This window comes from Acinetobacter sp. yr461 (assembly GCF_900110445.1).
In the GTDB taxonomy this organism is placed as follows: Bacteria; Pseudomonadota; Gammaproteobacteria; order Pseudomonadales; family Moraxellaceae; genus Acinetobacter; species Acinetobacter calcoaceticus.
This window is the reverse complement of sequence record NZ_FODU01000011.1, coordinates 1-12,111: the sequence shown is the minus strand read 5'-3', so window position 1 is coordinate 12,111 and position 12,111 is coordinate 1. Positions and strand designations below refer to the sequence as shown.

The following is a 12,111-nucleotide window of genomic DNA, read 5'->3' as shown; positions in this document are numbered from 1 at the left end:
ATTAATCAAGGAGTTCACGTTTGAATTCATTTAATTGTAATGGTGTATCCGAACGTATACATTGGCAAATAAAGCCAATAAATGCTGCTGCATCACGTGGCAACTTAGCTTCACCTGAAAAGTAACGTTGTACTTGAGTGTAGACATTATCTTTAAATATTTTGCCATCTCCGCCATCACCTGTCAGGTTATCAAGCGAGACTCTAAACTTTCTACCAAAAGACTGAGAGAATAACCATTCAATTGCTTGCGGCTTAATTTCTACTTGTTCAAATAGACTTTGCTGTTCTTGAGTGCGGCCATCAGGTGCATACCAATATCCTAAATCAGGTAATAGGCGGCGTTTTTCACCAGCAATCGACCAATGACTGATTTCGTGAAGGGCACTGTTAAAAAAACCATGGGCGAATTGGATTTTAGCCGGACCCTGATTTGTTGCTGGGAAATATTCTGGTTCAAAATCTCCACGAACTAATGTCACATTATGGTGGGAAAACCAGTGATTAAAGTGTAAAATAAGCCAATCGACTTGCTCAGACTCTGATTTTGAGCTTGACCATGGTGAGAGTTGCACCGTGTCAGGTACAAGAGTGTTCTGATGAGTTGAATGGGTGCAAACGAGTAATGAAGAGTTAACTTCAGGTTGCGGCTGCAACAGGTGCATTGCTTAATTTACCCCGAGTTCTGTCTAAAGAAGTGCAAAATTGTATCTTAATCTTTGACAGAGTACCGATGAATTTGTAGAATTGCCGCCTTAATTATGTCAGCAAATACCTTTCCGGCACAGATTGAGCCGTTTAAATGGGCTGAACAAGGCTTTACATGGTCAGGTCAACTGCCCTTGTCTCGCTTTGCTCGTATCGCTCGTGAAGCTGTTGGATCAATTGATAATCAATTGATCAACATAGACTGTAAGCTATCAATGGATGCATATCATCGCATTGTGTGGATGGATGGTCATATGGACACGAAAGTTCCAATGGAGTGCCAACGTTGTTTGGAACCTGTTGAAATGCCTCTTGTCTTAGACTTTCATATTGCATTAATGGATGATGAGTCACTGATAGAGCGCTTGGATGAGGATGCTGATTTCATCGTTTTAGGTGAAAGTGAGTTTACGACGAAAGGTGATTATGATACGCCAGCCTCGATTAACTTGCTCGCACTACTAGAAGATGAACTGTTATTGTTGGTGCCTTTATCTCCCAAGCATGATGCTTGTGAAAATAAACATCAACCTACCATTCAAAATGTTGTTGAAGAAAAACGGGATAATCCGTTTGATGTTTTGGCAGGTTTGAAGGGTAAACTTAACTCATAATTTGTGATATAATTGTGAGATAAGACAACTGAATTTGTTCTGATCCATTTTTTCGATCTTTGTAAGGAGCCATCATGGCCGTTCAGCAAAACCGTAAAAGTCGCTCTCGCCGTGACATGCGCCGTTCACATGACGCTTTAACCGAGAATGCATTAACAGTAGACCAAGCAACTGGTGAGACTCATCGTCGTCACCACGTGACTAAAGACGGTTTCTACCGTGGTCGTCAATTATTCGCTAAAGCAGCTGATGCTGAATAATTGTATGATATGCATTAAGCGTGATGCTTAAGTATAGAAAAAATGGGAGCGAAAGCTCCCTTTTTTTGTTGTTTTTCGCAATTATAAAAATATAAATAACATGTTAAATTTCCGCTCCAGAAATGAGTGAAAACCCAAAAAAGGATTTCTTATGTCTGCTAAACGTCTTGAACAAGTAGCTTTAGCCACAAAAACTGCGTTTGTGTTTCCAGGTCAAGGTTCACAAAAAGTCGGTATGCTTGCTGAACTAGCAGAACAGTTTAGTGGGGTTGGGCAAACCTTTGCTGAAGCTTCAGATGCGCTTGGATTCGATCTGTGGCATATTGCGCAAAGTGGTGAAGGCCTCAACCAAACAGAAAATACCCAACCTGTATTATTAACTGCCAGTATCGCTCTATGGCGTGTATGGCTTGATTTAGGCGGTCTGGCACCTAAGTATCTTGCAGGACATTCTCTGGGTGAATACAGTGCTTTGGTTGCTGCAGAATCTATGAGCTTGGCAGATGCAGTGAAACTAGTGAATTTGCGTGGAAAACTCATGCAAAGTGCTGTTCCTCAAGGGGAAGGGGCTATGGCTGCAATCCTTGGTTTGGCTGATGAAAAAGTGGTTGAACTTTGCCAAATCGTGAATGCAGAAGGTCAAGGTTCAGTAGAAGCTGCAAACTATAATTCACAAGGCCAAGTAGTCATTGCTGGAAGTACAGCATCTGTACAACAAGTGATGGCTTTGGCAAAAGAGCAGTCTGCTAAGGCAATTGCTTTACCTGTGTCGGTTCCTTCGCATTGTTCATTGATGAAACCTGCTGCTGAAAAATTTGCAGAAGCTTTGGAACAAACTGCCATTGAGCTGCCTACCATTCCTGTAATACAAAATGTCAACGCGGGAATAGCTACCGATGTTGCTCAATTGCGTCAGGCGTTAACTGCTCAATTGTACCAATCTGTACAATGGACAGACACGATGCAGTTTTTACAAGACCAAGGTATTCACTACGTTGTTGAGTGTGGGCCTGGTACAGTATTGAGTAATCTCGCGAAGCGTTTACCAAATATAGAAAAAGCTTTTGCTATTGATAGCAAGAGTAAAATGGAAGATGCCCTAAATGCTGTTTTAGTGGCAGAAGGAAAAATTGCATGACACAAGAACGCAAAGTTGCATTAGTAACGGGCGCGAGTCGGGGCATTGGCGCTGCAATTGCCCAGCAACTTATTCAAGACGGTTATTTTGTTGTAGGTACTGCGACATCTGAATCTGGTGCACAAAAGTTAAGTGAAAGCTTTGGTGAGCAAGGTGCAGGTTTAGCTCTCGATGTGCGTAATCTCGATGAGATTGAAGCAGTCGTTTCTCATATTGAACAGAACTATGGCCCTGTGCTTGTTTTGGTTAATAATGCGGGTATCACGAAAGACAATTTATTGCTACGTATGTCAGAAGATGATTGGGATGACATTCTCAACATTCACCTTAAAGCTGTATATCGTTTATCTAAACGTGTGCTTAAAGGTATGACAAAAGCGCGCTTTGGCCGCATTATTAATATTAGTTCTGTTGTTGCGCATTTTGCAAACCCAGGTCAGGCGAACTACTCTGCTGCAAAAGCAGGTATTGAAGCATTTAGCCGTAGTCTTGCAAAAGAGATGGGTAGCCGCCAAATCACTGTGAACAGTGTGGCACCAGGCTTCATTGCAACAGAAATGACAGATGCACTTAGTGAAGAAATTCGCAAAAAAATGAGTGATCAAGTGGCTTTAAATCGCTTAGGCGAGCCACAAGATATCGCAAATGCGGTGAGTTTCCTTGCAAGTGATAAAGCAGGTTACATTACCGGTACGGTATTACATGTAAATGGTGGTTTATACATGGCCTAGGGCTGATGTATAACTTTTAAAAATTTTTATATTCAATTAAACTAGTGGCAAATCAAACGCCACGAGCAATGAGGAGAATTCCTGTGAGCGATATCGAACTACGCGTTAAGCAAGCAGTTGCAGAACAACTTGGTCTTAAAGCTGAAGAGATTAAAAACGAAGCATCTTTTATGGATGACTTAGGTGCTGACTCTTTAGATTTAGTTGAACTTGTAATGTCTTTCGAAAACGACTTCGACATCACTATCCCTGATGAAGATTCAAACGAAATCACTACAGTTCAATCTGCAATTGACTATGTAACTAAAAAACTTGGTTAATTCGCATATTGCTGAATAAAAAGAAGGCCACCGTAAGGTGGCTTTTTTTATTTGAGTAAAATAAAAGAAAGGAGATACATATTTTTACAAGATCAACCTCAATTGATAGCAGAGGCTTATCTTTTTTGAAGTATAACAATAAGGGTCAGTTTAATGACTTTACTATAAACAATAATATGAGGACTAAAAGATGGGTCTTTTTGATTTTGTAAAAGGTATTGGTAAGAAAAATACCGCACCAGCAGAACCACAACCAGCTCCGGCAACACCAGCAGAACCTTCTGCTCAAGAAATCGCAAATAAATTATTAGGATTAATTAAAAGCTTAGGTCTGGGGGTAGAGGGTTTATCTGTAACGTATAACGGTGCAACTGATACCGCAATCATTAAAGGACAGGTAAAAAGCCAAGCGGATAAAGAGAAAATTATTCTTATTGTTGGTAATATTGATCATGTTGCACAAGTAGATGATCAAATGACCGTTGCAACTCCTGAACCAGAAAGTAAATTCTACACAGTAAAATCTGGTGATAACCTTTCAAAAATTGCGAAAGAATTTTATGGTGATGCAAATCAATACCAAAAAATCTTTGAAGCCAATAAACCAATGCTTAAAGATCCAGATGAAATCTTCCCAGGACAGGTTTTACGTATTCCTCAATAATTGAGGGTAATAAAAAAGGCGCTTTTAGCGCCTTTTTCTTTTTCTAGAATCTTTTTGGTATTTTTTGCCCATTTGCTACAGGAGTCTCGGCGTTCTTTAAAACACCAAATAACCATGTTTCGGCATGCTGTACCGCAATTTTTAAAGAATCACCTAAAGCCAAACGACCAGCAATAAAACTAGCTAAAGAACAACCTGAACCGTGATACTCACCGTCTAAGCGGGGGCAACTACTACTCGCCGCAAGTTCACCATTAATATATAAACTATTTTTAATATGATCTGGTGTATCTTCGTGTCCACCTTTGACTAAGACAGCTTTTGCGCCCATTTCAAATAGCTTTTGCGTTGCTTGTTCTAAGTCATCGACACCCGTGAGAGCACGTAATTCGACTGTATTTGGAGTAATAATAGTGGCTAGGGGAATAAGCTCAACGAAAGCTTTTACAAGAGTTGCTTGATCACCTAAAGAACCCCCGCTGTTTGCCACCAAAACAGGATCGAGTACATATTGATATTCTGGGTGGGCACGAAGAAATTCAGCTAGAGCAGCAATGTTATCTGTGGTGCCAAGCATGCCTGACTTAACGCATTTAATCGGTAAATCACCTACAACGGCATTTGCTTGAGCTAATAATAGTTCTTTTGAGGTTGCTTCGAAGCCAAATACTTGTTGTGAGTTTTGTATGGTGAGGGCTGTACATGCAATGGCTGCATGAGCACCACTTTGTCCAATCGCTTCAATATCAGCTTGTAAACCTGCACCACCTGAAGGGTCTAAACCCGAGAAACAAAGTACGGTTGGACGCACGGTTATTTCCTTTTCAATTTAAATTTACGTTAGTATAAGAGAGTTTGATTAAACTCTCGACTAATTGAATTAAATACTTTACTGGGTTAATGATTGAATGGCTATAAAACATATTTTGATTGATTTGGATGGAACACTAACAGACCCAAAAGTTGGTATTCATACTTCAATTCGCTATGCAATGGATAAGTTGGGCTTTCCGTTGGCTGCCGATTTAAATATTGACTGGACAATTGGGCCTCCTTTAAAAGCCTCATTAGCAAAACTATTAGCCACTCAAGATGATACTTTGGCTGAACAAGCTTTACTTGCTTATCGTGAGCGTTTTTCAGTTACAGGTTTATTTGAAAATGAAGTATATCCATCAGTTGCGCAAACACTTAATGCATTGAAAGAAGATGGGTATCGTTTATTCGTCGCAACCGCTAAACCAACTATTTATGCAAAACGTATCTTAGATCATTTTGACTTAAGCCAATATTTTGTAAATATTTATGGTAGTGAGTTAACCGGGGAACGTACCAATAAAGCTGAACTTATTCATTATATTCTTGAACGTGAGCAATTAAACTCAGAAGAATGCTTAATGGTAGGTGACCGTCAATATGATGTTTTAGGTGCTCGCCACAATGGTATTGAGGCGGTCGCTGTGACTTATGGTTATGGAACACCAGAGGAACTTAAGCAAGCACAACCTAAAGCAATGATTACGCAATTTTCTGAACTTTTGGAATACGTTGAAGATCAGGCAACACAAAAGAAAGTATCTTAAATATTAGTAAATTTTAATTTGAAGGTTTGGCTTTTGTCTAAAGCCAAACCTTTTTTATTTAAATACCGTGTTGTTGGCGGTATTGAACAAGTTCTTCAATCGTAATCACGGTTAAATGATGAGTTTGGGCATATGCCAAAACTTGAATACCTGATGCCATTGTGCCATCTGGGTTGGTTAGTTCACATAACACGCCAGCAGGTTTAAGCCCTGCTAGTCTTGCTAGATCAATTGTTCCCTCAGTATGACCTCGGCGAGTCAGTACTCCTCCACTACGTGCCCGTAAAGGAAAAACATGGCCCGGACGGTTAAGATCACTTGGAACAGCACCATCTTTAATTGCAGTTTGAATGGTAGTAACGCGGTCTTTGGCCGAAACACCAGTGGTAACACCTTGAGCTGCTTCAATGGTCACTGTAAAAGCGGTATGAAACTGGCTTGAGTTTTGAGAAACCATTGGGGGAAGTTCTAAATGATCTGCTAACTCTTCTGTAAGGCATAAACATACAATACCTGAGCCATCACGAATCATACGTGCCATGGTTTCAACAGTTAGAGTTTCGGCTGCGACAATTAAATCTGCTTCATTTTCGCGATCGAAGTCATCCATAACCAAGACAGGTTTGCCTTGACGGATATCTTCTAATGCTTGTTGAATACGTTGTTCAGCAGGAGAGAGGGCTGAGAAAAAAAGTTCTGGTTGAATTAAGCTAGACATAATGAAACGCTCTCGTAAAAATACGGTTGAACATTTCAGGACTGATGTAAAAACAGGCTGGCACTGAAATAAAACGAATTTATCCCAGTTCGTCGTCTTCTTTCATCCGGACTATACCGTCGGCTTTGGAGTCTCACCAAATCTGCTCAAATCATAAAATTTAAGCTCGTGGGCTTGTTAATTTATCAATAAAAATTAACTTTACCACCGGTGGGGAATTACACCCCGCCCTGAAGCGATGGGTTTTATTATAGCGCGCTGGATAAAATTGACTAGATGCTTTTGTAGAATGCTAAGTTTCTTTATGAATAAGTATTTTCACAAATGGAAATAGGCTTTTTAACAAGAGCTTACTTGTTGATATGAAAATGGAATGCTATGTTTTTTATAGAAAATTATAAATAAAATAGGTGTTTCATGCAGATAAGAGATGATTATCCCCTTAGGAATACTTTATTTATTCAGCATCTCCATATTTTTAGTTATGTATTTATGGCGGTCAGTATTCTTTATTTAATTGCTGCTAATTGGCTAATGCTTCCAGACAGCATCCAGCTAACCATCCCGCCACTTATATTACTTGTGACAGCATGGATCAGTATAAAAGATACTTTAAGTGAAGGAGTTAGGCAGACTTTACATGGTATTTGCGGCTTGATGGTAGGCTTAAGTTTGGCTGTAATCGGGCAGGTCTATCAAACTGGAGCAGACAGTTATTTACTTTTCCTGATTTGGACATTGCTGTTATTACCTTGGCTATATCGACCAAATATTGGAATCTTTGCTTTAATTTGTATTACTAGCCAACTTACACTTTTTTTATTTTTTAAGCAGACTTTTTGGTTAGAAAAGTTTCCTTATTTATATCTGTTTGCTTTAAATTTATTAAGCCTTATAGAGTTTTGGGTATGTATAAAGAAGTATCGTGCTTTACGTTTCGTCTTTATTGCTTGGTTTGCAGTCATTTCAATCATTGGAATGATCCAATATTTATCTGGTGAAGATATTCCTTATCTGATCTCGGCTTTCTTTTCAGGAATAATCGGTTTTTATTATTTCTTCAAAAAAGATAATCAATTATGTGCCAGCTTAATGGCCGCTGTTCTTGGCGTGACTGCAACAATATGGCTTGTAGATAGGATCAATGACTTATTTAAAGATTCAAATGAGTTCATTTTTTTATTCATTGCAGGCATTATTTTTATCTGGTTTGCACTGATTAGTTATTTTTTAATAAAAATTTTTCGTCAAAGTCGCTTTTATATAATTCCTTTAGCTGTTGGTGCTTGGCTTGCTGGACTGGCCCTTGCTGCTTTCACTCTCGTGTTCTGGGAGGCTGTTTCTTTAATTATAGGAGTTATTTTTGTTTGTATAGCTTCTATTTTATTGAAAAAATCTCAACACTACTTCATTCGGCAATTTGCCTATTGTTTATTCATAAGTGGTCAGACTGCTTTTTTGTTTCATCTAGAGTCTGAAACAGATCAGATGTTATGGGTGCTAATTGCACAGATTTTTATTCTCTGTATAAGTTATTTTTTTAAACCCCATTGGTTCTTTATTTTAATTCAAATGCTCGCTACTTATGGAATAGCATTTATTTACTTGTTACAAATGGATCATTCATTGTGGTCAGTAAACTCCACTCAGACTTATTTAAATTTAACCCTGCTCAGCTATTTTGTTTTTAGTTTTGTGTTCTTATCGAAGGCTAAATCGATAGTTCAATATGAGCGTAGTGTCTATTTATGTGTGCTTGCGGTAGTTGTGGTAGCTTCTTTCTTTGATACTTTTATGGGACTAGTTTTAGATAGTTCGAAAGATCAGGAGATATGGATTTTCTATTTATTACCTAGTCTTTGGTTGCTTTGCTTTAGTATTTTTTATTTGTATAAGCAGTTGCATGGAGTAGTGTTTTTCGCATTCTTACTTTTTGGTGTATTGCTCATTGCACTTGGCTATTTTGAAGTTTTCATTTTATTTATCATTTTAACATGGGCGATAAAAAAGAAAGATTATATTGTTTATGGTGTCACTCTAGCAGTATTTGTTTTAGTACTTTGGCAGCTTTATTACAACTTACAAATAACTTTTTTGGCAAAGAGTGCATCGATTTTGATTTCTGGTCTTGTTCTATGGGCTTTATATTGGTTGCTCCACCAAGAAAATCAACGCAATCTTATTGAAGGAGAAAAATAATGAAGAAATATTTTTCTCTTGTTTTGGCTATAGCTACCACATTATTTTTTGTGGGATTGATAGCGAAAAATGAATGGCATCTGGATCATAGTAAAAGTATTTTTATTGAGCTTAAGCCAGTTGATCCGCGTTCAATTTTACAAGGTGACTATATGGCACTGGCTTATGAGTTAAATTTACAATCTCTTAAAGCTCTTGCAGGAAGTGAGAGTGAGGCTCTAGATCAGGTAATTTTTAATCATTCTTCTGTTCCAGCAAAAGTTATTTTGGATTCACAAAATCGATTAGTTCGTACAATTTTAGATATTAACAATTCATTTGCTGGGCAAAGTTTAATTTTAAAAAATCCTGAAAATCGTTTACAGGCTTTATATCCCGCTTCACGAAGTTTCTTATTTGCCGAAGGTCTAGCTCAATGTTATGAGAAAGCAAAGTATGCTGAATTTAAGGTAAATACAAAAGGAGAGGCGATTCTGTTTGATTTGCGAGGAAAGGGGCTTCAACCATTAAATTGCAAACAGCAAAAGAACTGGTGGGAAGGAACTATTAAGGATTTATAAAATGATAAAAGCCCGTCAATGCGGGCTTTTTTTATTCTAAGAATAAATTAGGCAACTTGAACAGGAATACAATTCGCTGTGTGGTTGACTGTATTATTTGGGTTAGCATAGACCAAACGTGGTTTATGAATATTTGCTTCAGCTTCAGTAAAATCACCAAATGTAGCAATAATCACTAAATCACCTACATCTGCTTGATGTGCAGCGCCACCATTTACTGAAATAATTCCAGAGTTATCTTCACCACGAATCGCATAGGTCGTGAAGCGTTTGCCATTGGTTACATTCCAAACATGAATTTCTTCATATTCACGAATACCAGCTAAGTCCATCAATACGCCATCAATTGCACAAGAACCTTCATAGTGAAGTTCAGCATGGGTTACAACTGCGCGGTGAATTTTGCATTTTAATAAACGAGATAGCATGGCTAGCGTCTCCTGAGTAGACCTAATAGTAAGATCTTATGGTGAAATCTTTAGCTTTTGCTGTTGGCAAAGTGGCTGATGCGCATTTTGCTCCTAAAAAAGCAAGATAGCAAGCTTGATTGTTCAACAATTTAAGTTGGTTTATACGCATTAATTTGATTCATGGCCTGTGGAACTTGTCCTTGAACAAGTAATTTCACTTTAGAAAGGGCATGATCAATTGCTGCATCCATCAGACTTTGTTCACTACTTGGTGCTTTCCCAAGTACATGACCTGAAACTCGCTCTTTTGAGCCAGGATGTCCGATACCAATACGTAAACGATGAAAATTTGGACCAATATGAGGGACAATGTCACGTAAACCGTTATGACCACCATGTCCTCCGCCTGTTTTTAGACGAATTACACCAGGGTTCATATCAAGTTCATCATGAGCAATCAAAATTGCTTCAGGAGCAATTTGATAAAATTTTGCAAATGGAACTACACTTTGTCCAGAACGGTTCATAAATGTAGTGGGTAGAAGTAGACGGACATCGTGTCCTTCTATATTACCACGTCCGCTGATTCCGTGAAATTTCGGATCATTTTTTAATGTAATGCCATATTTATTAGCAAGCTGTTCAATGAACCAAAAGCCTGCATTATGGCGGGTCTGGGCATATTCTGAACCAGGATTGCCCAAACCAACAATTAGCGAAATATTTGACACTAATCTACGCCTTTCAACACTTATGCGCGTTTGAAGTCAGCGTGCATAGGAGTGTTTTTAGCTGGGTGACGTTGTAACGCTTGGATTTTAACGTTTTCAACTTTGTCGCCAACTTGGATTTCTATAACTTCTTCAAAGAAAGCATTGTTTTCTAAAGCTTTTACAAGCTGACGAAGTTCTAAAGTAATAGCTACAGGCTCAGCATTGCCACCATAAATGATAGCTGGAATTAATGCTTCGTGACGAAGGCGGCGGCTCGCACCTTTCCCTTGTTTGTCTTCAGCACGCGCTTGAGCGTTTAATACGAAGTTTGACATGAGTAAATCCTCATTAAAGTTAAATAGACTAAACTTGCGACCAGTTTAGTGATAGAAAACCCCAGCCAAGGCCAGGGTTTATAAAAGCTGCGGTATTATAAACTATCGAACATCGCACTGATAGATTCTTCGTTATTAATACGACGAATCGTTTCAGCAACCATGCTAGCAACAGAAACCTGACGGATTTTGCCCAAGGTTAATGCTTCTTCAGAAAGAGGAATAGTGTCAGTGACAACTAATTCATCAATAACTGAATTACGTAAGTTTTCAATAGCCTTGCCAGAAAGTACAGGGTGAGTTGCGTATGCAACTACACGGCGTGCACCAAATTGCTTAAGCGCATCAGCTGCTTTACACAATGTACCGGCAGTATCAACCATGTCATCTACGATAACGCAATCACGATCTTTTACGTCACCAATTAAATGCATAACTTGCGATTCATTGGCTTTTTGACGACGTTTATCAATAATTGCTAAATCGATGTCACCCATCTGTTTGGCAACGGCACGAGCACGTACTACGCCACCAACGTCAGGAGAAACCACCATAAGGTTATCATGCGATTGTTGACGTAAGTCAGCAAGCAAAGCAGGAGTACCATAGATGTTGTCGACTGGAATATCGAAGAAACCCTGAATTTGGTCAGCATGTAAGTCAATCATTACGACACGATCAATACCAACAGTGGTAAGCATGTCTGCAACAACTTTAGCTGTAATCGGCACACGTGCAGAACGTGGGCGACGGTCTTGGCGAGCATAACCAAAATACGGGATAACGGCTGTAATACGACCAGCACTTGCACGACGCAAAGCATCTGCCATAACCAAGATTTCCATAAGGTTATCATTGGTAGGGGCACAAGTAGGCTGAACGATAAATACGTCTTTACCACGAACATTTTCAGTAATTTCTACTGAAATTTCTCCATCAGAAAAGTGACCGACTGATGCAGCACCTAGAGGGATATGTAAGTGACTTACGACTTTTTGAGCGAACTGTGGATGAGCATTTCCACTAAAAACGACAAGATTGGGCATGAAGCACCCTTGGCGGTTGGTATGTAATTAAATAGATGGCAGGGGCGGCTGGATTCGAACCAACGGATGCCGAGATCAAAACCCGGTGCCTTACCACTTGGCGACGCCCCTAA

Annotated in this window: 16 protein-coding genes, 1 tRNA gene and 1 riboswitch; of the genes, 9 read left to right on the top strand and 8 right to left on the bottom strand. The window is 39.0% G+C overall.

The window, feature by feature from the left end; translation table 11 throughout:
• Nucleotide 1: 1 nt before the first annotated feature.
• On the bottom strand, nt 2-664 hold the full coding sequence (locus tag BMW38_RS14310) for an elongation factor P hydroxylase (protein WP_213031171.1): 663 nt from the start codon (nt 662-664) through the stop codon (nt 2-4).
• A gap of 96 nt (nt 665-760) precedes the next feature.
• Here BMW38_RS14310 and BMW38_RS14305 point away from each other — a divergent pair, with 96 nt between their 5' ends.
• The 6 genes from BMW38_RS14305 to lysM all read left to right on the top strand — a co-directional run bounded on the left by BMW38_RS14305 (nt 761) and on the right by lysM (nt 4,434).
• Entirely contained in the window at nt 761-1,321 is a 561-nt protein-coding gene (locus BMW38_RS14305; protein WP_004641565.1) for a YceD family protein, read from the top strand.
• A gap of 74 nt (nt 1,322-1,395) precedes the next feature.
• Nucleotides 1,396-1,581 (top strand): 50S ribosomal protein L32, encoded by a 186-nt coding sequence (gene rpmF, locus BMW38_RS14300; protein ID WP_000290730.1) that lies wholly within the window; start codon nt 1,396-1,398, stop codon nt 1,579-1,581.
• Between the two features lie 151 nt (nt 1,582-1,732).
• Complete coding sequence (fabD, locus tag BMW38_RS14295; RefSeq protein WP_005042715.1) at nt 1,733-2,719, top strand: ACP S-malonyltransferase; 987 nt, start codon at nt 1,733-1,735, stop codon at nt 2,717-2,719.
• The gene (fabG, locus tag BMW38_RS14290) at nt 2,716-3,450 is read left to right on the top strand and encodes a 3-oxoacyl-ACP reductase FabG (RefSeq protein WP_092709241.1); all 735 of its coding nucleotides are present in this window, start codon (nt 2,716-2,718) and stop codon (nt 3,448-3,450) included. Before fabD ends, fabG begins: the two co-directional genes overlap by 4 nt.
• 83 nt (nt 3,451-3,533) lie before the next feature.
• On the top strand, nt 3,534-3,770 hold the full coding sequence (acpP, locus tag BMW38_RS14285) for an acyl carrier protein (protein ID WP_004641570.1): 237 nt from the start codon (nt 3,534-3,536) through the stop codon (nt 3,768-3,770).
• 190 nt (nt 3,771-3,960) lie between these two features.
• A complete protein-coding gene (gene lysM, locus BMW38_RS14280) occupies nt 3,961-4,434 on the top strand; it encodes a peptidoglycan-binding protein LysM (protein ID WP_004641572.1) in 474 nt (157 codons plus the stop codon).
• Nucleotides 4,435-4,477: 43 nt separating this feature from the next.
• On the opposite strand, the gene BMW38_RS14275 is transcribed toward lysM, so the two are convergent.
• Nucleotides 4,478-5,245, bottom strand: coding sequence for a hydroxymethylpyrimidine/phosphomethylpyrimidine kinase (locus BMW38_RS14275; protein ID WP_005048663.1), 768 nt, complete (start codon nt 5,243-5,245; stop codon nt 4,478-4,480).
• 97 nt (nt 5,246-5,342) lie between these two features.
• Between BMW38_RS14275 and BMW38_RS14270 the strand changes: the two genes are divergently transcribed.
• On the top strand, nt 5,343-6,017 hold the full coding sequence (locus BMW38_RS14270; RefSeq protein WP_092709238.1) for an HAD-IA family hydrolase: 675 nt from the start codon (nt 5,343-5,345) through the stop codon (nt 6,015-6,017).
• A gap of 58 nt (nt 6,018-6,075) precedes the next feature.
• On the opposite strand, the gene ribB is transcribed toward BMW38_RS14270, so the two are convergent.
• Entirely contained in the window at nt 6,076-6,735 is a 660-nt protein-coding gene (gene ribB / locus BMW38_RS14265) for a 3,4-dihydroxy-2-butanone-4-phosphate synthase (protein WP_092709235.1), read from the bottom strand.
• 90 nt (nt 6,736-6,825) lie between these two features.
• A riboswitch (FMN riboswitch) is annotated at nt 6,826-6,976 on the bottom strand.
• A gap of 176 nt (nt 6,977-7,152) precedes the next feature.
• Here ribB and BMW38_RS14260 point away from each other — a divergent pair.
• Together BMW38_RS14260 and BMW38_RS14255 are read left to right on the top strand one after the other, a co-directional pair.
• Nucleotides 7,153-8,934 (top strand): DUF2157 domain-containing protein, encoded by a 1,782-nt coding sequence (locus BMW38_RS14260; protein WP_092709232.1) that lies wholly within the window; start codon nt 7,153-7,155, stop codon nt 8,932-8,934.
• Nucleotides 8,934-9,494, top strand: a complete 561-nt coding sequence (locus tag BMW38_RS14255; RefSeq protein WP_092709229.1) for a GDYXXLXY domain-containing protein — start codon at nt 8,934-8,936, stop codon at nt 9,492-9,494. The genes BMW38_RS14260 and BMW38_RS14255 overlap by 1 nt, the downstream gene beginning before the upstream one ends.
• A gap of 47 nt (nt 9,495-9,541) precedes the next feature.
• On the opposite strand, the gene panD is transcribed toward BMW38_RS14255, so the two are convergent.
• The 5 genes from panD to BMW38_RS14230 form a co-directional block, all read right to left on the bottom strand.
• Complete coding sequence (gene panD / locus BMW38_RS14250) at nt 9,542-9,922, bottom strand: aspartate 1-decarboxylase (RefSeq protein WP_002120296.1); 381 nt, start codon at nt 9,920-9,922, stop codon at nt 9,542-9,544.
• Between the two features lie 131 nt (nt 9,923-10,053).
• The gene (gene pth / locus BMW38_RS14245) at nt 10,054-10,635 is read right to left on the bottom strand and encodes an aminoacyl-tRNA hydrolase (protein ID WP_003653332.1); all 582 of its coding nucleotides are present in this window, start codon (nt 10,633-10,635) and stop codon (nt 10,054-10,056) included.
• A gap of 20 nt (nt 10,636-10,655) precedes the next feature.
• Nucleotides 10,656-10,952, bottom strand: a complete 297-nt coding sequence (gene rplY, locus BMW38_RS14240; RefSeq protein WP_004641581.1) for a 50S ribosomal protein L25 — start codon at nt 10,950-10,952, stop codon at nt 10,656-10,658.
• A 95-nt stretch (nt 10,953-11,047) separates the two neighbouring features.
• Nucleotides 11,048-11,998, bottom strand: coding sequence for a ribose-phosphate pyrophosphokinase (locus BMW38_RS14235; protein WP_003653329.1), 951 nt, complete (start codon nt 11,996-11,998; stop codon nt 11,048-11,050).
• A gap of 36 nt (nt 11,999-12,034) precedes the next feature.
• Nucleotides 12,035-12,109 (bottom strand) — tRNA-Gln (locus BMW38_RS14230).
• Nucleotides 12,110-12,111 lie beyond the last annotated feature (2 nt).